Origin of the sequence: Bacillus sp. WP8 (genome assembly GCF_000800825.1) — a bacterium.
In the GTDB taxonomy this organism is placed as follows: Bacteria; Bacillota; Bacilli; order Bacillales; family Bacillaceae; genus Bacillus; species Bacillus safensis.
On the sequence record NZ_CP010075.1, the window covers coordinates 3473096 to 3496483 of the forward strand.

The 23388-nt window shown below is 43.7% G+C and carries 23 protein-coding genes; 1 reads left to right on the plus strand and 22 read right to left on the minus strand.

What is annotated here, in order from left to right; genetic code table 11:
• Positions 1-100 precede the first annotated feature (100 nt).
• The 7 genes from QR42_RS17575 to sigY form a co-directional block, all read right to left on the minus strand.
• A complete protein-coding gene (locus QR42_RS17575; RefSeq protein WP_039182460.1) occupies positions 101-712 on the minus strand; it encodes a class F sortase in 612 nt (203 codons plus the stop codon).
• Between the two features lie 59 nt (positions 713-771).
• Positions 772-2163: a hypothetical protein gene (locus QR42_RS17580; RefSeq protein WP_039182463.1), complete on the minus strand. Its 1392-nt coding sequence runs from the start codon at positions 2161-2163 to the stop codon at positions 772-774.
• 121 nt (positions 2164-2284) lie between these two features.
• Positions 2285-2398, minus strand: a complete 114-nt coding sequence (locus tag QR42_RS19675; protein ID WP_223250414.1) for a hypothetical protein — start codon at positions 2396-2398, stop codon at positions 2285-2287.
• A gap of 82 nt (positions 2399-2480) precedes the next feature.
• Positions 2481-3851, minus strand: a complete 1371-nt coding sequence (gene gdhA, locus QR42_RS17585; RefSeq protein ID WP_039182467.1) for an NADP-specific glutamate dehydrogenase — start codon at positions 3849-3851, stop codon at positions 2481-2483.
• Between the two features lie 311 nt (positions 3852-4162).
• Positions 4163-4375: a hypothetical protein gene (locus tag QR42_RS17590; RefSeq protein ID WP_039182469.1), complete on the minus strand. Its 213-nt coding sequence runs from the start codon at positions 4373-4375 to the stop codon at positions 4163-4165.
• Positions 4372-4683, minus strand: a complete 312-nt coding sequence (locus QR42_RS17595; protein ID WP_039182472.1) for a YxlC family protein — start codon at positions 4681-4683, stop codon at positions 4372-4374. Before QR42_RS17595 ends, QR42_RS17590 begins: the two co-directional genes overlap by 4 nt.
• Complete coding sequence (gene sigY / locus QR42_RS17600) at positions 4680-5213, minus strand: RNA polymerase sigma factor SigY (RefSeq protein ID WP_039182475.1); 534 nt, start codon at positions 5211-5213, stop codon at positions 4680-4682. The genes QR42_RS17595 and sigY overlap by 4 nt, the downstream gene beginning before the upstream one ends.
• Positions 5214-5673: 460 nt before the next feature.
• Here sigY and QR42_RS17605 point away from each other — a divergent pair, with 460 nt between their 5' ends.
• Positions 5674-6711 carry a pectate lyase family protein gene (locus QR42_RS17605; protein ID WP_039183378.1) on the plus strand — a complete coding sequence of 346 codons (1038 nt, stop codon included), beginning with the start codon at positions 5674-5676 and terminating at the stop codon, positions 6709-6711.
• 57 nt (positions 6712-6768) lie between these two features.
• On the opposite strand, the gene cydC is transcribed toward QR42_RS17605, so the two are convergent.
• The 15 genes from cydC to QR42_RS17680 all read right to left on the minus strand — a co-directional run bounded on the left by cydC (position 6769) and on the right by QR42_RS17680 (position 23266).
• Positions 6769-8502: a thiol reductant ABC exporter subunit CydC gene (cydC, locus tag QR42_RS17610; RefSeq protein WP_039182478.1), complete on the minus strand. Its 1734-nt coding sequence runs from the start codon at positions 8500-8502 to the stop codon at positions 6769-6771.
• Positions 8492-10228, minus strand: a complete 1737-nt coding sequence (gene cydD / locus QR42_RS17615; protein WP_039182480.1) for a thiol reductant ABC exporter subunit CydD — start codon at positions 10226-10228, stop codon at positions 8492-8494. The genes cydC and cydD overlap by 11 nt, the downstream gene beginning before the upstream one ends.
• Positions 10228-11244 (minus strand): cytochrome d ubiquinol oxidase subunit II, encoded by a 1017-nt coding sequence (cydB, locus tag QR42_RS17620; protein ID WP_039182483.1) that lies wholly within the window; start codon positions 11242-11244, stop codon positions 10228-10230. The genes cydD and cydB overlap by 1 nt, the downstream gene beginning before the upstream one ends.
• Entirely contained in the window at positions 11231-12646 is a 1416-nt protein-coding gene (locus QR42_RS17625; protein ID WP_039182485.1) for a cytochrome ubiquinol oxidase subunit I, read from the minus strand. The genes cydB and QR42_RS17625 overlap by 14 nt, the downstream gene beginning before the upstream one ends.
• A 321-nt stretch (positions 12647-12967) precedes the next feature.
• Positions 12968-14083: a heme oxygenase gene (isdG, locus tag QR42_RS19760; RefSeq protein ID WP_326996192.1), complete on the minus strand. Its 1116-nt coding sequence runs from the start codon at positions 14081-14083 to the stop codon at positions 12968-12970.
• A 7-nt stretch (positions 14084-14090) separates the two neighbouring features.
• A complete protein-coding gene (locus QR42_RS17635) occupies positions 14091-15104 on the minus strand; it encodes a FecCD family ABC transporter permease (protein ID WP_039182489.1) in 1014 nt (337 codons plus the stop codon).
• Positions 15101-16039, minus strand: a complete 939-nt coding sequence (locus QR42_RS17640) for an ABC transporter substrate-binding protein (RefSeq protein ID WP_039182492.1) — start codon at positions 16037-16039, stop codon at positions 15101-15103. The genes QR42_RS17635 and QR42_RS17640 overlap by 4 nt, the downstream gene beginning before the upstream one ends.
• An 18-nt stretch (positions 16040-16057) precedes the next feature.
• Positions 16058-16807 (minus strand): class B sortase, encoded by a 750-nt coding sequence (gene srtB / locus QR42_RS17645; RefSeq protein WP_039182494.1) that lies wholly within the window; start codon positions 16805-16807, stop codon positions 16058-16060.
• Between the two features lie 26 nt (positions 16808-16833).
• Positions 16834-17604 (minus strand): ABC transporter ATP-binding protein, encoded by a 771-nt coding sequence (locus QR42_RS17650; protein WP_039182496.1) that lies wholly within the window; start codon positions 17602-17604, stop codon positions 16834-16836.
• Positions 17591-18577 (minus strand): FecCD family ABC transporter permease, encoded by a 987-nt coding sequence (locus QR42_RS17655; protein WP_039182499.1) that lies wholly within the window; start codon positions 18575-18577, stop codon positions 17591-17593. Before QR42_RS17655 ends, QR42_RS17650 begins: the two co-directional genes overlap by 14 nt.
• A gap of 34 nt (positions 18578-18611) precedes the next feature.
• Positions 18612-19499, minus strand: coding sequence for a heme ABC transporter substrate-binding protein IsdE (gene isdE, locus QR42_RS17660; protein ID WP_039182502.1), 888 nt, complete (start codon positions 19497-19499; stop codon positions 18612-18614).
• Between the two features lie 76 nt (positions 19500-19575).
• The gene (locus tag QR42_RS17665; RefSeq protein WP_039182505.1) at positions 19576-21411 is read right to left on the minus strand and encodes an NEAT domain-containing protein; all 1836 of its coding nucleotides are present in this window, start codon (positions 21409-21411) and stop codon (positions 19576-19578) included.
• Positions 21412-21430: 19 nt separating this feature from the next.
• Positions 21431-22084 (minus strand): heme uptake protein IsdC, encoded by a 654-nt coding sequence (gene isdC / locus QR42_RS17670; protein WP_039183381.1) that lies wholly within the window; start codon positions 22082-22084, stop codon positions 21431-21433.
• A 20-nt stretch (positions 22085-22104) separates the two neighbouring features.
• Positions 22105-22563, minus strand: coding sequence for an NEAT domain-containing protein (locus tag QR42_RS17675; RefSeq protein ID WP_039182509.1), 459 nt, complete (start codon positions 22561-22563; stop codon positions 22105-22107).
• Between the two features lie 370 nt (positions 22564-22933).
• Positions 22934-23266 carry a winged helix-turn-helix transcriptional regulator gene (locus tag QR42_RS17680; protein ID WP_039182512.1) on the minus strand — a complete coding sequence of 111 codons (333 nt, stop codon included), beginning with the start codon at positions 23264-23266 and terminating at the stop codon, positions 22934-22936.
• Positions 23267-23388: the final 122 nt, after the last annotated feature.

Consider the following 23388-nt stretch of genomic DNA (forward strand, 5'->3'; position numbering starts at 1 on the left):
TATACAACTAACCATATCTAATGTCCTATGAATCTTTTTGAAAGATACTTGCGAAAACCACGAAAAAAAGGCGTACACCATCGTGTATCCGCCTTGTTTATCAAGAGATCATCTGGGTAAAGACAACCAATCTTTTTTCATGCGTGCCTGCTGCATGATCAAATGTCCCTGTACAAGTGATTAAATTGAGATTCCGTGTAAAGGCGTATCCAAAAAACGCATTAGGCTTCTCTTCACGCGGATAGCTTCTAACTTTTATGACTTCAAAGCTTCGCTTTTTTCCCGATGAGGACGTGACGATCACCTTGTCTCCCTTTTTCAGCTCCTTTAATCGATAAAAAACCGATGGCCCCCATTTATTATCTACATGGCCATTCATGACGGCATTCCCTTTATCCCCCGGTTTTGGACCATCTTCAAACCAAGCCGTGTTGTCTGTATCCTGAGGGACACCCATACTGCCATCCTTTAATAAAGCTGTTTTCTCCACTTTTGCTTTGACATCAATAGCGGGAATGGCGATTTCAGTGGGTACTATACCAGATGGCTCGTCTTTTAATGTATCGTGCGAGTGGTTCTGTTCCTCAGCTTGATGTGTGGTCATTTCCTTAGAAGCTGATATGTTTTTTGAGGATGACGATTCATCCATTGACTGTGATGAACAGCCTGTGATGATAAGAAATGAAAGAATACTGAGCAGCCAATTCTTCATCTAAGCCGGCCTCCTTTTGAAGAAAGGAACGGCACGATTGTGCACGTTCCCGTCTGTCTTTATGAGTTAGAATTTGATGCCTTACGGCGATTAAGGAAGAATGCACCTGCCACGCCGCCTGCGAGGATCAAACTTGCGATCATTCCCACAAATGCTTCATAGGACATGCCTAAAGGACCGGCTGAGCCTCCCATACCTGTTTTCGGCATTTCATTAGGCATGTTCGATTTGAACAGCTCAGGATGCTGATCAACAATCGCTGCTGCGACATCCTGACCAACCATGAACATATGACCATAAGCCTCTCTCACTGTCGGATAAAGCTGATCATATTCACCATTATGGTAAGACGTATACGTTTTGATCAGCTCATCAATATGTGTTTTCAAACCAGCTTCTAAATCAGCTGCCTTCAAACGTCCATCTGTCGCTTGATCTAGGAATTTCGCTTGCTTCATTCGATACGCATCTAAATCTTTGACAGCCTTTTCTTTTGCTTGATGATCCCCTGATGCATCCGCTTTGACATAATCAACTAAGTAACCGATATGGCTTGACCAAATGTCTTTGAATTGTTTGCCTGCATCCTTACCATAAACAGATGCAATTGCAGCAGATAAATCATTTGTGTTTTCATTTAAAGCCGCTGCTGCTTGCTCAAAGTCCTTACTGCCATCATTTCCTTTTTGCATGGCAACTACTGCGAGTGCCAAATGCTCTGAAAACAAGTAGTTTAAATCTTCACGAAGATCCGCTGCTGGTGTATCCACTGACTTTTGATCAAATTTCCCAGGAAATTGATCTGTGATGGCCCATGACACGCCTTTTCCTACCTCAAACATATGATGAATGGATTTTCTCACCGTTTCATAGGTCGTATCAAAATCCTTTTCATTATAGCTGTCAAACGCTTTTAGCAGTTCGTTCACATGCATCTTCAAGCCCTCTTCAAGCTCACTTGCTTTCAGTCTGCCGTCTGTTGCTTGATCGAGCATATCGGCTTGTTTCATTCGATATTGGTCAAGCTGCTTGATCGCTTTCTTTTTACCTGCTTCGTCTTTTTTCGCTGTGGCTTGTACATAGTCAACAAAGTAGCCGATATGACTTGACCAAATGTCTTTGAATTGTTTGCCTGCTTTTTTACCATACACAGAGGCTATTGCATCTGATAAGTCATTCGTGTTGTCATTTAAAGCCGCCGCTGCTTGATCGAAGTCTTTACTGCCGTCAATTCCTTTTTGCATCGTGATCACCGCTAAATAGGCATGCTCTGAAAACAGCTGATCTAGTGCTGCTCGAAGATCTGTTGCTTTATTTGATACCTCTTGTGACGAAGACGTCTTCTTCGCCTCCCCATGCATATGTCCTTCGTGTGCACTTGCGCTATGAGCCGCTGGGAATAGTAACGCTGCGCTCAGTGGAATGGTTAACATTGCTTTCTTCATGTTCATCTTTTATTTCCTCCTCTTTCCGTTTGTTATGTACTTAACGGAGAGAGGGAGAAAATAGATCATTCGATTCTATTATTTTTTTACAACACAGGATCTGTATGTTTGCATAAAAAAAGCCGGATTATCCGGCTGATACGTTACGACGTTTAGATGCTTTTCGCTCTTTATATATTTTCCTCACCACTGGATAAATCACAGGTGCCCATTTGACAATTTGTTTCAGCCATTTTTTCATTTCTCCCGCGCCTCCTTATTGTCATTCTTAAAGGACGATTCCCCATCTTGTCATGAAATAAACAGGTGCGGGAGAGCAGGAGTTAAATCACGCCTTGTGCAATCATGGCATCTGCCACCTTACGAAATCCTGCAATATTTGCTCCAACCATGATGTTCCCTGAGTGTCCATATTCGTCCGCTGTCTCTGTACACTGACGATAAATAGACTGCATCATTTGTTTCAGCTGATCATCTACTTCTTCAAATGTCCAAGACATTCTTGCACTGTTTTGCGCCATTTCCAGTGCTGAGACACCTACTCCGCCAGCATTCGCCGCTTTTGCCGGCGCAAACAAAATACGATTCTCTTCAAATACTTTGACCGCCTTAAGAGTGGACGGCATATTGGCTCCTTCTCCAACAGCGATGACACCATTTGCCACAAGCTGCTGTGCATGCGCCTCTGATATTTCATTTTGTGTTGCACATGGCAGCGCAATATCACAAGGAACGGACCAAATTTGTTCACAATCTTCAATTAATTCAGCATGCGGGTGAATGTCTATGTATGCCCCAATCCGCTGATTCTCGACTTCCTTCAGCTGCTTAATGGTCTCAAGTGATATCCCTTGAGGATCATATATTGCTCCGCTTGAATCACTGCAAGCCACAACCTTACCGCCTAATTCCATTACCTTTTCCATTGCATAAATAGACACATTTCCTGAGCCCGACACAACAACTGAACGCCCTTCAAATTGGAGCCCATGTGCTTTCAGCATTTCCTCCATGAAGTACACCAGTCCGTAGCCTGTCGCCTCTTTTCTCGCTAAGCTGCCTCCGAATCCAGGGCTTTTCCCCGTGAGTACACCCGCTTCATAAGCACCGCGCATTTTCTTATACTGTCCGAACATATAGCCAATTTCGCGTGCTCCTACACCAATATCACCTGCTGGCACATCTTGATCAGGTCCAATATATCGGCCGAGTTCACTCATAAAGCTTTGAACGAAACGCATGATTTCTCCATCAGATTTTCCTTTAGGGTCAAAATCCGATCCGCCTTTCCCTCCACCGATCGGCATACCAGTCAGTGCGTTTTTAAAGATTTGTTCAAACCCTAAAAACTTGATAATGCTTGCATTGACGGTTGGATGGAAACGAATTCCTCCTTTATAAGGACCGATGGCACTATTGAATTGAACCCTAAACCCTCGATTGACTTGTACTTTGCCCTCATCGTCTACCCATGGCACTCGAAATATCACAAGCCGCTCAGGTTCAATGAGCCGTTCTAAAATGCCCTGTTTTTCATACTCTGGATGCTTCGCAAAAACTGGGACGAGTGATTCCAGAATTTCTTTTACCGCTTGCTGGAATTCCTCCTCGCCGGGATTTCGTTTTTCCACCTCTTCTAACACACGGTGGATGTAGCTTTGTGCTGTTTGTGCTGCTCGATCTAAGGTCAACATGTCGCATCTGCCTCCTTGTAGATATCTCCAGACTTTTAATTGTTAGATTTTCTAACGCATATTGAGATTAATTTAACACCAATTGTAAAATCTGATCAATATTGATAACAGATGAAAATGATGCCGAATTGAGATAGATCAAGCAGCCTCAGCATTTAACTTTAAAAATAAGCGCTCAAGGAATGACTAATGTGCTAGAAACGAACAAGCGGATGTTTCTCATCCCGTTTTCTTTGACAAATACATGAATCATGATGAATTTCTAGCTTGTTTTCCAACGAAAAAAGGGTCAAAAGTTTGATCGGATGCACTCAATCTTTTCGGAGCTTCCCGCCTCTTTTTCGATCAGGTAGCACGACACAAAGCCAATATAAAATAGAAGACGATGGAAAGTTAATGAGACCGACAATACCCCAGAACCACTTGTAACGCCCTCTTTTCTTTGCATCCATAAATAAAAGAAAGCCCTGTGCAAACAATAACGGCAAGACGCACAATAAGATGATCATTTCTGTCTGACTCATAAGGAAGACCCTCCTTTGATATGTTGATATTCCTTGTAGCCAACAATAAAGCAGATGGGTACGCTCACTATTTGGAGAAGAATGAAGATGATAGGCAAATGGGTAATGGCAGCTGCAAAGAGGGCCAGAATGGTCAAACTGATCAAAACGTATGCCAGCACTTCTTGTTTAAAACGCCTTTTCTCTTGTTCCTTCGCCTGTTTCAACATCATCATGACAGCCTGCTCACTTGGCTTTTCCACTTCAATTTGTTCATCTAGCTGCTGCAGCTCTTCTTTTAAACGTTCGGTCAAACGATCTTCCTTCATACATCCCACTCCTTTCGAATTTTCTTTAATCCATGATGAACCCTCGATTTCACAGTGCCTTCTCTCATTCCGAGCATTGAAGCCATTTCTGGGTAGGTAAAGCCATAATAATAGTGCAGAATAATGGGTGCCCGCTCCTGAGCCTTTAATTCATTTAAAGCATCCCACATGTCATGCCATGTGTTCCCCTTTTGCTGAACGTCCCATTTGAAACGGCGTATGGCCTCCTGATTCGCTTTTCCTTCTCTCAATTGTTCACGTTTTCTTTTCTTCTGGTGATCTAAAAATTGCCTAGATGCAATCGAAATGAGCCAGGTTGAAAATAAGGCTTCTCCTCTAAATGAAGAAAGTTTCATATACGCTTTCAGCATCGTTTCTTGCATGATTTCCTCTGCCAGCTCTTGTTGAAGGGTCAGCTTCAACATATATCGGTAAAGAAAGGAATAATGATGCCGATAAAGGGCCGTAAACGCGGCATCATCGCCCTGTTTTGCCCGCTGAATCAATAATGTCTCTTCTGTCTGCTCCAAACACGTCCCTCCTTCCTTTTCTTCTCTTACTCATGAGACGACACGAATGACAATACCGTTTAAAATAGACCTTATTTTTTAGCATAACTTCTATGAAACCCATTTTATATGCCATTTTTTCTTATGTAATGATTATGGCATTCCTTCTTCTCTAACAAAATGATGCGTTCGTAATCATCTTGATTTTCTACGAAACGGAGAGCCTCCTCTCCATAATCATGATGTCATCCACATACCTATCGACAATGGTCCTTATCTCATGAAGATGAAATAAAATAATCATTGGCTTAGCTTCCTAGAAAATCATGGAATACGCTGCGCCTATCCTTAGCCGATGATACCTTTTTGCATGCTATGCTCATCCTACATTCCGAAAGAAGCAATGCTTGTGAAGGAAGGAGGATTGGTTGAATCACAGCTTATTTTGGAAACGTTTTCATTAAAATAAAATAGAATGGAGATGTTGACTTTGAAGAGAAAAGTTCCAATGTTAGCCGGTGTATTAGCTGTCGGTCTCGTCACTTCATTATTTGCACCAAACGGGGAGGCAAAGGCAGCAGCCAAATATCCAGAAAGCCCTTCTATTATGGCCAACTTTAATCAACAAGGCTTCTCCACATTAAATGGCGGCACAACAGGCGGTGAAGGCGGTAAAACCGTCACAGTCAAAACTGGAAATGAACTATTGGCTGCCCTCAAAAATAAAGGAACAAACGAAAAATTAAAAATTGTTGTCGACGGGACGATTACCCCCTCTAACACATCAGCCAATAAAATCGATGTGAAAGATACAAATAATGTCTCGATCGTCGGTAAAGGGACGAACGGCGAATTGAATGGGATTGGCATTAAAGTATGGCGTGCCAATAATATCATCATCCGTAACTTGAAAATCCACCACAGCAAAATCGGTGACAAAGATGCCATCGGGATTGAAGGCGGTGCTAAAAACATATGGGTCGATCATAATGAACTGTACAACACATTGAATTCCGGGAAGGATGACTACGATGGTTTATTTGATGTAAAAAATGACTCTGACTACATTACCTTCTCGTGGAACTATGTACATGACAGCTGGAAAACAATGCTCATGGGCAGCTCCGATAACGATAACTACAATCGAAAAATTACGTTCCATAACAACCGCTTTGAAAACCTGAACTCTCGTGTACCGTCTATGCGCTTCGGGGAAGGACATGTCTATAACAACTATTACAAAGACATCCTCACAACAGCGATTAACTCGCGTATGGGCGCGAAGATGAGAATTGAACACAACGTATTTGAAAACACCAAAAATGCGATCGGAAGCTGGGACAGCCGTCAAGTTGGTACATGGCATGTCATCAACAACTCGTATATTAACAGCACAGGCAGTCTGCCAACGTCTTCAACAGGTACGTATAACCCTCCTTATAACTACTCTTTGCTTAACGTGAACAATGTGAAATCAGAAGTGATATCAAATGCAGGTGTTGGGAAAGTAAACCCTTAAACCACAAAACGTTCGGGCAGAGATTTCCTGTCCGAACGTTCTTGTCATTTCATTCATTTATATAGTAGAAAATGGACGATCCATTTCATACAACTTTTGATAACGCGGGTTTTCTTTTAGTAAATCCTGATGCTGACCCTGCATCTCAATGCGCCCGTCTTCAATAAACATGATGCGGTCACATGCCTCACAGCCAGTCAGGTGATGGGTAATCCAAATAACTGTTTTCCCTTTTAACACACGGAAGATGGTTTCAAGCAATTCACGCTCTGTCCGCGGATCAAGCCCGACGGTCGGTTCATCTAATATAACTACCGGCGTGTCCTGAAGCAATATCCGAGCTAACGCCATACGCTGTCTTTCTCCACCTGAAAATCGAACCCCTGTCTCCTGAACACCTGTGTGATAACCTTCTGGCAAAGACTCAATGTAATCATGCAACTGCACTTGTCTAGCTGCTTCTTTTACCTGCTCTTCTGTCGCCTCTGGAGATCCTAAACGAATATTGTTTAAAACAGTCGTATCAAATAAATAAGGCTGTTGATTGAGCACAGACACATAGGCAGACACCTTCTCTTGAATGCTTTGAACCGGTTTTCCTTGAATGCTGACAGCTCCTTGATTTGGAACGACTGCCCCTTCTAACAATTTTAAAATGGTCGATTTGCCTGCACCGCTTTTTCCTAATAGTGCGAGTGATTCCCCTTGCTTCAGAGAAAAGGACAGGTCTTGAAGTACATATTGATGCGTGTCATACCGAAAGGACACTTGATCGAAACAGACAGCTTCATCGTGAGAAAGGATTGACTGATCCATTGCCTCGCTCTCAGTTTCTCCTTCATATGACTGCTTTTCATAATGATGTAATCTGTTGACAGCATGCTGATAGACAGGGATATCACCTGCCGCATCTGACAGCGGAAGAAAGGCTTCTGTTAATGGAAACAGCACAAGCACAAAGGCTGCAATCAGGGTGTGTGACATGGATCCTGACTGAACGACCGAGCCGCTCCAATACACGAAAAGCACGACAGCTCCTCCAATCAAGAGCTGTGCAAAAAATTGGCGCAGGCGGATAAACCGGTGCTTGGCTGATTCAAGCGCTAACAGCTGCGCTTCTTTTTGTTCATAACCATCAACAAAATCTTTCTGCCTGCCGCTGAACAGCCAGTCACTAACGCCCATGACTGCATCTGTTAAATGGCTGTACAGTTCATTTCTGCCTTTTTTCATTTGAATTTGTCTTGCCCGGTTCACAAGCACTGTGACGTATGGGAAGACGAAGACGAGAAGTGCCATATAAAGCAGCATCAGTCCAGCAAAAGGCCATGAGAAAAGGCCAAGTGCTCCAATGGATGCGGCATATAAAAGCAGTGCACCGATGGATGGAAAGATGGTTTTTAAATAGGCATCCTGCAGTCTCTCTACATCATCTGACAAGAGACCAAGCATTTCACCTGTCCCCAGCTTTGTCTGTTTGGCACTTCGTTCAGCCATGTCATACAGACGCACACGCATTTTTTCAATCATTGTCAAAATGAGTTGATGGCTCGCCAGCCTTTCTGCATAGCGTGCAGCAGAGCGCGAAATTCCAAAGGTACGTACAGCCACGATTGGGACGTAGACCATGAGTATATTCTCAGGTCTTGTCGCGGCTTTTGAAATGAGAAAGCCCGACGTGTACATCAGCATAGAAGCAGAGAATACCGCAATGGCTCCTAAAAATAAAACCAAGGCAAACAGCTTTCGATTCTCCTTGATATAAGGTATAAACCAGCCTTTACTGATCATGTGTGACCGCCCCCATTTGCTCCTGTACCAATTGATAATACACGCCTTTTCTTTGCATTAATGATTCATGTGTCCCCATTTCTGCGACGGTTCCTTGATCCATGACAATGATTTCATCCATGTCCGGCATCCAATGGAGTCTGTGTGTCGCTAAGAACACAAGTTTATGTTCAAACAGTGGAAGCATTGTTTTTTTCAATTCATACTCTGTTTCAATATCGAGATGCGCCGTTGGTTCATCTAACAGCATAATCGACCGCTGGCCCAGCACAGTTCGAGCAAGGGCAATTCTTTGCGCCTGTCCGCCGCTTAGCCCTCTTCCCTGTTCTCCAATGACCTCATCCAGGCCATTTGGCAGCTGTGTGACAAGCTGAGTTAAACCAGCCTCATGCACAGCTCTTTCCACTTCTTCATCTGTTGCATTCGGTTCATAAAAACGAATGTTTTCTCTTAATGTCATGTGAAATAAATAGGGGTGCTGCGGCATATAGACAACTTCCTTTTGCCATTCCTTCATCTGTAAATGAACAAGCGGCTGGCCGTTTAGCGTGATTTCACCCGAAGACGGTTCAACAAAGCCGCCAAGGACATCGGTTAACGTCGATTTCCCTGAACCACTGGCACCAATAATGCCGATTTTTTTCTTTCCTTTGACAGTGAGATCTACATCCTGAATGGAATAAGGGGCATGTTCATCATGCTGGACACAAACATCTTGCAGCGTGAGCACGGATTGTGCATCCCACTTGCCTAGCTGCACAGATTGTGTCTCCTGCGTGCGAAAGCCCTTTTCTTCTAAAATGACCTGCATAGCTTCATTCGCTTCTTTTCCATTTAACGTCGCATGATAATCATTTCCTACTTCACGTACCGGCAGGAAATACTCCGGTGCCAGCATAAGCGCCGTCAAAGCCGGCAATAAGAGAAGCTCTCCTTCAATTAATCGCAAGCCAAGAAAAACAGCGACGGTTGCAATCGATAGCATGGAAAAGAAATCGAGCGCAAACGATGACAGAAAGGCGACCTTCAGTGTGCTCATGGTCGCTTTTCGATATCGCTTTGACACCTCTGCAATATTACGGGAGTGCTTTTTGCTGATACCTAAGTAACGAAGCGTCTCAAGGCCGCGGAGAGAGTCAGTAAAATGATTGGATAATTTCTCATACGATCTCCATTGTTTGGCCGCTTTACGCTGAGCAACAAGGCCTAGCAAAATCATAAAAATAATTAAAATAGGCAGCGTCACAATTAAAATGACGGCCGATGTTTCATCTAATGTCCACACATAGATCAGGACCATTGCCGGAATCACTGCCATGTTCACCATTTTCGGCAAAAACAGCTGTAAATACTGACGGTATTGAGCAATTCCTTCCATTGCTAATATGACAAGCTTACCTGTCCCCTTTTTCTTTGCGAAGGCAGGCCCTAATCGAAAGAGTTGGTCTAGCAGCTGCTTTCTGACGTCTGCTCCAATTCGGGAAGAGTACGTAAACATGACCTTCTCCCGAATCAAGGTGAGACCGTGCCGCACAAGAAAGGCAGCAAGAAATAGCAGGACATATGGCGTTGCCTGCGAGAGGCTTTTCCCGTCAAACAGCGTTGTAATGGCATGTGCCAGCCACTGTGCTTGGAAAATAATACTTGCTCCTTGGATGAGTGACACAATACCTAAGAGGGCAAGAAGCCCTCTCATTCCTTTTAGTTGAAGCAAACGTTTATCCATTAGTAGGTCATTGGCTCCTTACCGCTTACACGTTTACGGAAGACGTAATAGCTCCAAATTTGATACCCAAGCACAAAGGGCAGCAAAGAAATGGCCACAATCGTCATGACCGTCAGTGAATAAGATCCAGATGCAGCGTTTTGAATCGTGAGATCAAATGAATGGCTGATTGAACTAATCATGACGCGCGGGAACAATGCAGTGAACAGCATGGACACCGTCACCATGATGCCTGCGCCTGTGAATAAGAATGTCCAGCCATCACGTTCTTTTCTCATCAAAACAAGAGCAGCTATATAACAAGCCACAATCAGCACAGTTAACGGAATGGTGATGATCGGGCGTACGGTATAAATGTCTGTTTCTATGATGGACACACCGACAAAGATGACAAGAACAGGGAGTGCAATAAGCAGGACACGCTGGCCCAGTTTTCTTGCACGATCTCTTAATTCACCCTCTGTACGAAGTGTGACGAAAATCAAGCCATGCAACAGGCAAAGAACTGTCACAGCTACCCCGCCGATCACTGAATAAAGATTCACAAAGTCCGTAAAACCAGCGTACATGTTCATGTCTTGATCAATTGGCATCCCGCGTAAAATACTCGTGAATAATACACCTAGTAAAAATGGCGGAAGCAGACTGCCAAAGAAGATGACCCAGTCCCACACCTTGATCCAAGAGGCTTTCTCAACCTTCCCTCGGAATTCAAAGGCGACCCCGCGCCCAATGAGCGCTAAGAGGAGAACCGCAAACGGAATATAGTATCCGCTGAACATCGTGGCATACCAGTGAGGAAATGCAGCGAAAATAGCGCCGCCAGCTGTAATCAGCCAGACCTCATTCGCATCCCAGAAAGGACCAATCGTATTGATTAAAATGCGGCGCTCGTGCGCGTCCTTTCCAAGCAGCTGCATGGACATCCCGACACCAAAATCAAATCCTTCTAAGAAGAAAAATCCAACAAACAATACTGCGACAAGAATAAACCAAATCTCGTTAAGATATGCCATGATATGCGCCTCCATCAAATGGATCTGTAGACAGGTCCGTTTCATCCTTTTGATCTGTATCTTCTTCAGAATGTGCACCTTTTTTAATTTCTCGAATGAATAAGTAAGCGAGCACAATAGCAAGAATCAGATACATCGCCGTAAAGCTAATGACTGAGAATAACAGCATACCATACGATACGTTCGGTGAAATCGATTGAGCCGTCGTCATCATGCCAAAGACGGTCCACGGCTGACGCCCGATCTCAGTCATGATCCAGCCGGCTGAGTTCGCAATAAACGGGAACGCAATCATCCATACCATGAAGCGTAAATACCATTTGTTTGTTTCAAGTTTCTTTCTAAAGCTTAAGTACAAGCCAATCATACTAGCAAAAATCATCAGCATGCCTGCACCGACCATGATTCTAAAGCTCCAGAATGTTGTTTTCACTGGCGGAATGTAGTCTCCAGGGCCAAACTTGGCTTCATATTCTTTTTGAAGTGTCAGCATACCTGGAACGTCTCCACTGAACTTCGAATAAGCCAAATAACTTAAGGCAAACGGAATATTGATCTCCGCAGAGTTTTCTTTTTTATCTGTGTCAATGTTGGCAAATAGTGTCCAAGCCGCTGGATCTCCACTATCCTTCCAAAGGGCTTCACTTGCTGCCATTTTCATTGGCTGTGATTTCATTAAATGCTTCGCTTGATCGTGTCCAGAGAACGCCACACCTAAGCCAGAAATTAAAGCGAGGACCATCGCAATCTGGAATGACTTTTTGAAAAAGGCGATTTCTTGCTTTTTAATCATTTTATAGGCACTAACTCCTGCAATAAAGAAAGCTCCTGTTGCCAGTGCACCAAACAGAACGTGCGGGAATTCAACCCAAAGCTGCGGGTTCGTTACAAGAGCGCCAAAATCATTCATTTCTGCACGACCATTTTTAATGGCAAATCCAACTGGCTCCTGCATAAATGAGTTGGCGAGTAAAATCCAAAACGCCGAAAAGATCGTACCAAGGGAAACAAGCCAAATGCACAATAAATGAATCTTCTTCGGCAGACGATCCCAGCCGAATATCCAAAGTCCAATAAATGTAGATTCAAGGAAAAAGGCCAAAAGCGCTTCAATGGCAAGCGGTGCACCAAAGACATCACCGACAAACCTTGAATAATCTGACCAGTTCATCCCAAACTGGAATTCCTGCAGAATCCCTGTTACCACACCTACTGCAAAGTTAAGTAAGAACAGGTGACCCCAAAACTTCGCCATCTTTTTATAGATGTCTTTTTTCTTGACGACATAAAGGGTCTGCATCAATGCGACGATAAACACCAAACCTATTGACATAGGAACAAAAATAAAATGAAATAATGTCGTTGAAGCAAATTGAAATCTTGCTAAAAACAGCTCACTCACAGCCTTACATCCTCCCTTACTTTCACATGCCGAACGATTCATGCTCACCATTTCACAAAATGTTCACTATTTGTTCAATGTTTCACAAATAAAAGTCCATTTGAAATGGTTCACTCGGTGAAATTTTACTCTTGATTTTCATTCGGTTAGTTATTTATACCTGTACTTTACACCCATACGCTTCAAAAATAAAGTAAATTTTACCTAAAAATTGGATGGTATTGTGTCAGTTGTTTGAATACTTTGTCAAAAATATGTGACGGAAAATAAAAAAGCGAAAAAAATAGCGCTGCATGTGGGCCGCAGCGCTGTGTTTCTTTTTTAGGCTTTTTTCTGTAAAGCAGGTCTTGTCACTTGTACTTCATAGTACGTAATTTTGTTTTTTAATAGTCCTTCAGGTTTCGCTTTTCCATGAGCGTGTGCATCTCCAAATGCCTGAGATTTTGTCCAGTTCACAAAATCTTCTTTTCGATTCCAGCGGGTATGAATGGTCACTTCATCGTAATCGGTTGTCTGCTGTGTGACCCAGACTTCCATGCCTAAAAATCCTTCCATGAATTCTACTTGTCCCTGCTTGTTAAAACGCTTAACGAGGTGGTCTGCACTGCCTTTTTCTACTCTAACCTGGTTGTTTACAATGATCATGTTTGATTCATCTCCCTTTTGTTGTTGGATCGAAGCGATTGGGATAATGAGCGGATGCTCTCCATCTAAGTGAACCTCTGCCTGAATCCCAAAGACTTCTTTGAAAAAGTTTTCTGTTAATACTTCGTTCGGTGTCCCTATTTGGTAAACCTGACCACGCTTCATCGCAATCAGGCGATCACAATATTTTGCTGCCTGCTGCAGGTCATGAAGAACCATTAAAATGGTGATCCCATGCGTTTCATTCAGCTGTTTGAGCAGCTCCAGTAAATCAAGCTGGTGCGCAATATCTAAGAAAGTGGTAGGCTCATCCAGAATAATCGTCTCTGTCTTCTGAGCCAGTGCCATTGCAATATACGCCTTCTGCCTTTCTCCGCCTGACAATGTATGCAGCATCCTGTTTTCATTTACGCGGCTATTGGTCACATCAAGCGCCCACTCTATCGCTTCCTGATCTGTCTGCGAGCTCTTTTTCCAGATAGAACGATGCGGACTGCGTCCAAGTGCAACCAGCTCACGTACTGTCATCGATGGGATGGCAGTTCTCGTCTGCATTAGAACGGCGATTTCCTGTGCAATCTCCTGCGCTGTCATTTCTTTTTGCGGGATATCGTGAATATAAATCATGCCGCTTTCGATCGACGTAAGGCGTGCGGCCGCTTTAATAAACGTCGACTTCCCTGACCCATTCGGTCCAATAATTCCTGTTACACTCCCTTTAGGCACAGCTGCTGAAATAGACGACAGCCGAAAGCCTCCTTGACTGAGGCTCACGTCATCCATCGCAATCACATCCAACTTAACCCCTCCCTTTCTTTTTTAATAAATAGAGGAAGAAAGGTGCACCGATACAGGCAAGCAGAATACCCACAGGCAGTTCAACCGGTGTAAACCATACCCGTGCCGCTGTATCAGCAAAGACCACAAGTACGCCGCCGCCAAGCATTGAGATCGGAAGCAGGTACCGGTAGTCATCTCCAATTAAAAGGCGGATAAAATGAGGGACGACAAGACCGACAAATCCAATTAAACCGCTCACGCTTACCGCCGCACCCGCCAAAAGCGCCGCCAGTGCAATTAAGAAAAATCGGGTTCGCTCCACTCTAAGGCCAAGCAGCTGCGCTGAATCATCACCAAGCAAAAGGAGATTTGCCGGCTTGATTGCAAAAAAACAAAGACACAATCCAGCAAGCGCATAAGGTGACACAAAGCTCAGATGATGCCAGCTCCGTCCATTTAATCCTCCTGATAAAAAAGGCAGAACAGCCTGCACACGCTCACTATAAAGCACCATCAACCCATTCATGACCGCACCAAGCAGGGCATTGACTGCCACTCCCGCCAGAATCAATTTCAGTGGCGAAACCCCTTGGTCAAACGACAGGATATACACAACGAGTGCCGCTAATAAAGCGCCAAGGAAGGCAGCCGCTGGAAGCAGATACGTGAATTGTGGAAACACAATCATGCTGAGTACAGCAGCTAACCCACCGCCAGCGGTCACACCGATAATGCCAGGATCAGCGAGTGGATTTCGGACGACTCCTTGTAAAATCGCTCCTGATGCTGCAAGGCAGGCCCCAACGATGAAGCCTATGAGAACGCGCGGCAGGCGTAAATCCATGACGATTTTTTCATGGACAGGCTGGCCTGATCCCGTCAAAGCAGCGATCAAATCTGGCAGCGATAATTGAACAGAACCTAATGCAAGCCCTAGACATATGCCCACACCTAGCGAGAAAAGCAGTCCCGGTATCAGCCATCTTCTTCTCGACTGTCTTTTTTGAAAATCTAATTCTGCATTCACCTTCATGATGACAATCGCTTCAATCTCTTCTCTAATTCATCAATCGCCTTGATGACGTCTGCGCCTGGGTTCGTCCCGAATAAATCACTAGGCAGAATCTCCACGCGGCCATTTTTGACAGCTGATACATCGTGCCATGCTGCATTCTGTTTCATTTCACTCATAAAGCCCGCTTTCACATCTTCAGGATTGCTGTGTGTCATGAGCAGAATAAGATCGGGATCTGCTTCGATCACCTTTTCTGCATTGATTTGTGCGTATTGAGGGAATTTTTCGAGTGCTGGTTCATTCTCAGCGATGTTTGCACCCCCAGCGATGTGCAGCAAATCTCCGCTCAAAGATTGAGGAAGTGCCGCCATATATGTGCCGGGTGCACCGTACACAACGAGTGTTTTCACTTTTTTCTTAGGCTGCTTGACCTGCTTTGTCCGCTCATCAATTTGATCATTGAGTGTTTTAGCCTTTTGCTGCTTCCCAAGCAACTCCCCAAATAACGAGATTTGACGCTGGATGTCCTTCACAGAATTGGCGCTTGTCAAAAGAAGCTGTGAACCAATTCCTTCTATTGTCGAGATGTCCTTGCTGTTTAATTGTTCATTTCCAAGCACAACATCAGGGTTTAAGCTTGTGATCAGCTCTACATCAAATTGATGCGTTGTGCCAATCGTTTGTACGGACTTTGCCTTTTGTAAGCTGTCTGGTAACTCGGCAGTTGGCCTGCCGACCGCCTCACCGCCTAAAGCATATAGAATGCTCATGTCCCCGGTCGATAAGGCGACGATACGCTGAGGGGATTCATCAAACGACAGCGTTCTTCCGGTAAAATCCTTTATCTTCAGCGCTCCTGCCGCGCTTTCTTTCTCTACAGGTGCTGCCTGACTGCATCCGCCGAGGAGAAGCATCAAGACGAGTCCCGCCAAGATCACATGTGAAAATTTCAACCGTCTGTCTCTCCTTTTCTAGTAAACTTTCTTTAGCTTTGCCTGTACCACGAGACGCCCGTTTTTAGGTGCAAGTACATGATCACAGGTCGATAAGGTGAGGATGAGGTCATCTGTGGACACGTCTGTCTTCGTTTGATAGATTGATTTCTTTCGCACAGCTTGCAAGTAATGCGCATATTCGCCAAGATCCTGAAAATCGGTTTGAATATAATCGAAGTCAACCGTCGTTTCATACACAGCAAAAATCTCCGCTTCATAGCTTTGATACAGCGTATCGTACTGAAATGTCCGGTGCTCATGGAAGAAATCTTTTTTTAGATAGTTTGTGAGTCCAGCAAACATGGATCCATCCCTCATCCGATGGCCGTACACCACTGTATTTGGGCTTTCATGCAGGACATCATTACGATAATCCATAAAGATACTGCCTGCCCGGGTGTCGTTTTTTAAATAATTACGAGTTAAGTAGAACGCATTATCGCGAGATTGAACGATCGGATACTGAATCATCGTATCCTCCATATTGATCCAGCCGACAATGTCCTCATTCACCTTCCGCAACTCATCAAATGACGAACGGATATTTCCCGACTCCCGTTTTTCATTCATTTCTTCATGTCCATACATCGTCTGGGCCTTTGCAAGCACCTGGCGATTTTGATAATAACCGAAAAGCTCGAAGCCGATAGCTGTACCGCTATAAATAAATACGCCTAAACAAACAATCGTCAGCATCCGCTGCCAGAGCTTTTTTCCTCGTTTCACACTGTCTCACCTGCTTTTTACCCAGCTTATATGCCAACAGGCACGATGTACATTCCTGTTTCTGCATCCTGTCTAATCGTCACGGACACATCATAAATGTGCCGCACGTTTTCCTCTGTTAACACATCGTTTGGCTGTCCTTCACTGATAATCTGTCCATCCTTCATCGCTATGATGATATCGCTGTAGCGGACAGCCTGATTCATATCGTGGAGCACCATGACAATGGTTAATCCATGCCTGGCATTCAGCTCACGAATCAGCTCAAGAATGTCAAATTGATAGTAGATATCCAAATAAGTTGTCGGTTCATCTAAGAAAAGGATCGGTGTTTTTTGCGCAAGTGCCATCGCAATCCATACACGCTGCCGCTCTCCACCTGACAGTGAGGCGAGCGGCACCTTTCGTTTGTCCGTTAGCTTTGTACTGGACAGCGCCCACTCTATCGCTCTCTCATCCTCTTCCTTGTCTCCTCCGCGCATTGTCTGGTACGGCGTTCTGCCGAATGCCACGACCCGTTCGATCGTTACATCAAGCGGTGCTTCATTTTGCTGATGGACGACAGCCAGCTTTTTCGCCAGCTCCTTTGGCTTGAACGCATTCAGCGCTTGCCCGTCTAAGTGTATCTGCCCTTTATTTGGACAATGATTATTTGCCATTAAGGAAAGCAGTGTGGATTTTCCCGAGCCATTTGGACCGATAATGGTTGTGATTTTCCCCTTTTCAATCTGTGTTGTGACCGATTGAACGATGTCCTTCTGCTGGTCATATGAGAATGACACCTCACGAATGTCCATGGAGACGGTCCCCCCTTCTTAATAAAAAGATCAGAAACGGCCCGCCAATCACGGCCATGATCGTAGAAGCAGGAATCTCATTTGGCGCCACAAGCGTCCTGCCAAGCGTATCAGCCGTCAAAATAAGCAAAGCCCCGCTTAACGCAGAAAATGGAATCAGTACCCGGTGATCCGAGCCGACAAGCCTTCTTGAAATGTGCGGAATGAGCAAGCCGACAAAGGCTATTACGCCCGCTACTGCTGCTGTCACTGCCGCAAGTAAAACGGCTGTGATGGAAATCAAAAGGCGCATTCTAGTCACACGCAATCCTAAGTTTTTCGCTGTCTTGTCTTGAAGAGCCAACAGGTTACACCATCTGCTGAAGAAGAGTGCCACGACAAGGCCAACGACACCATAAACACCGATTAAACGGACATCTCCCCACGTTTTCATCGTGAGATTCGACTGTCCTGACTGATTAATTGTGATATTGAAATAGCTGCAAATGGTCACAAAAGCTTCAGCCATTCCAGTAAACATGGCATTGATGGCGATCCCAACTAAGATCATGCGGATCGGGCTTAAACCACCCTTCCAAGATAGAACGTATACGAGGAAACACGCAATCGCCCCGCCTAATACCGAAAATAAAGGTGAGTAGAAATAAAATTGAGGAAGCGCTGTAATCGCCATTAATGAAAAGAAGCTGGCTCCTGATGAAATCCCAATGACGCCGGCATCAGCTAACGGATTCCTCATGACCGACTGCAGCAGTACACCGGAGACAGATAAGGCGGCCCCTGTAAACATCGCGATGAGCACGCGGGGGATTCTCAAATCTTTAATGATTTCTACCTGTGCATGTTGACCGGTGATGAGCCCTTCTAATAATTCAATTGGGGTCACATGAATGCTCCCAGTAATGGCTGAATAAATAAACACGCAGACCAGTAAGAGACTGACTATCAAAAATAAAAATCCTGTTTTTTTCATCTTGAACGTCCTTTTATCATTAAGATTCGCAAACTTATGACGGATACAACATACGAGTCAATTCATCTAATGCCTCTGCTGCCTTTAAATTGCCTGTTGTCCCGAATAAGCTTTCTTCGAGGTCATACACCCGGTCTTGTTTGACTGCATTAAAATGTTTCCAGATGTCATTTTTTTTAAATTCTTGATCAAACATTTTGACGACTTCATCCGGCATCCCATGTGCGGCTCGGAGTATGATATCTGGATTCGCTTTTTGTAAATACTCCGTATTGGATTCCAAATACTCCATTTTCTCGCCTTCCACAATGTTCTTTCCTCCTGCGATACGTACAAGATCACCAATATATGAATTTTCTGTCGCCACCAAATAACTTCCTGGCACACCAAGCAAAATCAGAACGGACGGCTTGCGTTTTCCTTTTGTCTTCTCTTGTATGTCTTTCTTTTTTTGCTCAAACGCAGACACAATGCGCTCAGCCTGCTTCTTCCTGTCATACTTATCCCCAAGCTTCGTGATGGCCTTCTCCATGTTGGCCATACTCTCGAGATTTAAGTATGTGGCAGGGACACCTGCTTGCTGAAAGGGTTTCTCTAAATCATATTGAAGGGTTGTGACAGACAGGACATCTGTCGGTTGAAGTGATTGGATGATTTCCATGTCCGGGCTCATGGGATTGCCGACTTCTGGCAGTCCTTTGTAACGAGCTGGCAAGGATTTTTGACTTGTTGGCACCCCGACAAGATCAACCTCTAAAGCATCCATGATCTCCGCGGCAGCTACAGTCGTTGCTACAATACGCTCACTTGATTCAGCGCTTTTTTTGCCTTTTGCTGAGCTTTCAGCTGACTGTGAGCAGCCCGATAAGATCATGCACACACTGAAGGCAGCGATCAAGGTACATAACATTCGATGCTTCAAAAACAGAAGCCTCCTTTCGAAAAAAGAGAGTGGATGCGCCGAGGAAAAAGGCGCATCTCACTTAAAATAAAACGAACTATCTTGTCCGTGTTTGATATTTTCTGACGAGTACGAATAACGAACCGCCGAATAAAAGAATATACACCCAAAGAAGAGAAGTATCTCCCGTTTTCGGATTCAGCTGTCCAGACTCAGATTTGGTTTGGTCATCTGATGGCGTAAATGTCATCTGCTCCGCACCCGTTTCCTCTGGCGCTACATTCTCAAGTTGAGTTGTTTGAGAATCGTGATCATTTGGATTTTTGACAAATCCGATACTCTCATCGTCTCCAATGACCGTTGAAATTCCGCTTCCCTCACCGAGAGCGATTCCTTTTGTGTCATAGACAAGTTTGACATCGTACTGCTCATGATAGTTCGCAGCTGGAATATCAATTTTTACGCGTGCAGCCTGAGCACTGCTTAAACTTTTTGCTTCATATTGAATGACACGTGTATCTGCTTTTTGATCTGTTTTCGCGACAAGTGTCTCTTCAAATTTTCCGCCTGTTCCTACTTGGAATGACGTGATGGCTGAGCTGTTTTTCACTTTATATGAAACGAAATGGCGGCCATTTTTCACAACCAGTGTCGCAGGGCTCACGACGTAATCGTTCATGCGGGAAAGCTCATCCTTGTCTGCTTTCTTCATTGAGAAAGGAAGCTTGTATACACCATCTTTTAGCTGAGTAGTCTCTTGATCAGCTCCGCTGTTATTTGTTTCTGGTGATGGTGTATTTGGTTTTGGCGTTTCTGGTGTAGCTGGTGTTTCTTCCTCTACCACCTGCCCGTCCTTCACTGGAGCGATACTCTTTGAGTCAAATTGAAAACGAATATCGTAGGTTTGGTCATAGTTAGCGGCTGCTACTACAATGTGCACTTTTCCTTTCACCGCTTTTTTCAAATCAGCAGTATCAAATGAAACCACTCTTGTATTCTTCGCTTCATCTGTGCTCACTGTCTTTGCTTCTTGATAAGAACCGTTTTTCTCTGTTTTCAAAGAAGCGACAGACTTATGATCCTTCACTGTAAAGGAAATGGTCTGCTTTCCATTTTTGACGGTTAAGGATGCGGGATGTGAGAAGTATTGATTCATTCGAGATGCCTCATCCGTATCCCCTTTTAGCACACTGTAATTGATACGATATACGCCATCTTTTAATTGATTTTGCGCAGAATCATCTGGTTTTGTGCCATTGTTATTGCCTGGTGTTGTCGATTGATCGTCTGGTTTTGTACCGTTTTGATCATCCGGCTTTGTTTCGTTATCATCTGGCTTTGTACCGTTTTGATCATCTGGCTTTGTACCGTTTTGGTCATCCGGTTTAGTTTCATTGTCGTCTGGTTTTGTACCGTTTTGATCATCTGGTTTTGTTTCGTTATCGTCTGGTTTTGCAGGCGTAACGAGTGTTAAGCTGCTTTGATCGAATGCAAGCTGTACGTCATATGCTTCGTCATAAATAAAGCCGCCTAAATCCCAGTAAATTTTCACCCAGCCGTTTAATTTCGCTGATAAGTCGGCGACATCAAATTTGATCACACGTGTATTGGCTGTTTCGTCCTCACTGACCGTTTCAGTGGTAACGAGAGCACCATTTTGTTCAACCTTGAAATCTGTTATTTCTTTGCTTTGCTTCAGTGTGACATAAGCTGTTGTCTTGCCATTTTCCACAATCAGCTTAGCTGGCTTTTCTGTATAGGTATCCATCATAGACGCTTCTGAGGTACCATCTTTTAAAATGGTGAATCCGACTGTGTATTCCCCATCAACGAATGATGCCGCTTGAGCTGTTCCTTGAGGAATCTGAAACGCAGTCAACAAACTGAATAAAACAAGCAGAATGGCTGCCTTTAGATGAAAAAGACGTTTCAAATGGTGACACTTCCTTCCGTTAATGCTTGATGATCCACTTTCTTGCTAAAAACCCGCCAGAACATAAGACAAGCACAAGGAGCCACCCTGTTTGGCTTGTATCACCCGTTTGAGGATTTTCTTCTTGTTTCGTTGTGGATGAATCAGCTTTTTTCGTTGATTCTTTTGTTGGCTGCTTACTTTCTTCTGCACCCGTTGATTGATTTGCACTGTTAGACGAAAGTGACTTGATGCTGCTTTCATCGAATTTCAGCTGAATGGTGTAATCATGATCATAATCAGCAGATTTTACAGTGACATGAATTTTTGACTTGATCGGTTTAGACAAGCTCTGAGCTTGGAACTGAACGAGTCTTGTATTGGCTTTTTTATTTGTTGAGAGAACAGTTGTATCAACATAGCCGCCATTTCCCGGCACTTTAAATTCCGTTACCCAGCTGCTATTTTTAATCGTCATTTGTACTGTCAGGTTCCCATTTTTCGCTATCACTTTTGCTGGCTTAAGCCAATAATCATTTGCCATTGAGACCGCATTTCCTTCAGCTTTTAGCACTGTATAATTGACGGAGTATGTACCATCCTTTAATGCAGCAGCCTGTGCGTTTGAAAAAGGCAGCATAAGTGCCAGTAAAAAAACCGCCATGAAGACTGACAGCCTCATTCTTTTTTTCATCAAGCGAATTTCCTCCCTTTCTATTGAACAGATGGCGCATCAAACTTGAGGCGAATGTCGTAATTGCCTGTATATCCGATGGCTGGTACAGTCACACTCACTTTTGCTGGTAAGACCTCAGTCAGGCTGTTCACATTGAATTCTACGGTTCTCTTATTTGCAGCTGTATTTGTACTGATCACCTTCGCATCTTTGTAGACACCTTGATCGAGCGTTTTAAAGCTTGTGATCCAAGAGCTATTCGTTAACGTGACTTGCGCTTTGATTTTTCCATCCTTTACGACAAGCTTGGCTGGTTTTTCAAAATACGTATTCGCTGTTGAAGTCGAATCGCTATCTGCCTTCCATACCACATATTGCGCTGAATATTGACCATCTGCTAAGCCAGCTGCTGAGGCCGAGCTAACAGGAGCTAGAGCAAATAATAGAACAAAACTAAGGAATAATAATACGGGTGATGTTGAACGAATGACTTTCATGTGAACCCTCCTAAATGATATTGATAATTATTCTCAATAGATAATAAAAAAAATAACCTTCACAAGTGCTGGAACACACTTATAGATGATTATGATAATCATTATCAATTGAGTTAAAAAAATAAATCTTTGCTTCCTAAAAGTCAAAGATGTCTGCTTCTAAATGATGGATTGATACGAGTTTTAGGCAATCTGTCCCATTTATAATACCATGGCATAACCTCCATTCCATTACAGGGAAAAGAACCCTCTTCTCCTTGATATTATATAATGCATGAAATGATTGTCAACATCATTTTTCATACTATTGTCTTAGTTTTCTGGAAAATCACACAAAAAAATTTCGATCAGACACACTGATCGAAATGGATTAAGATGAAGCATGTTCCTCTATTTTGCTGTGTTTACGATCTAAAGACCAAGCATACATTTCACGAATAATCGGTTCAATTTTCTTCCCTTGAACTGTTAATTCGTATTCAATCCGTACTGGAATATCGGGGTATACTTTTTTCTCAACAAGTCCCTCAGCTTCTAAATCCTTCAGCCTTTCTGATAGTAATCTTCCGCTGATGTTCATTTCATTTTCAAGCTGACAAAAACGCTTAGGCCCTGTCAGAAGCTGATTGATGATGAGAATGACCCACTTCTTGCCTAGAATCTCCATGGCATCTGTAATTGGACAGCCATCTACTTGAGCCATATCTTACTCCCTCCTGCTTTTTTCTCTTTTTTTTATTATAACACAATTAATTACTTGAAATAAGTCACTAACTATTATATAGTTTAGTTACTAAAAGTAACAAGGTATTCATTTTTTATAGA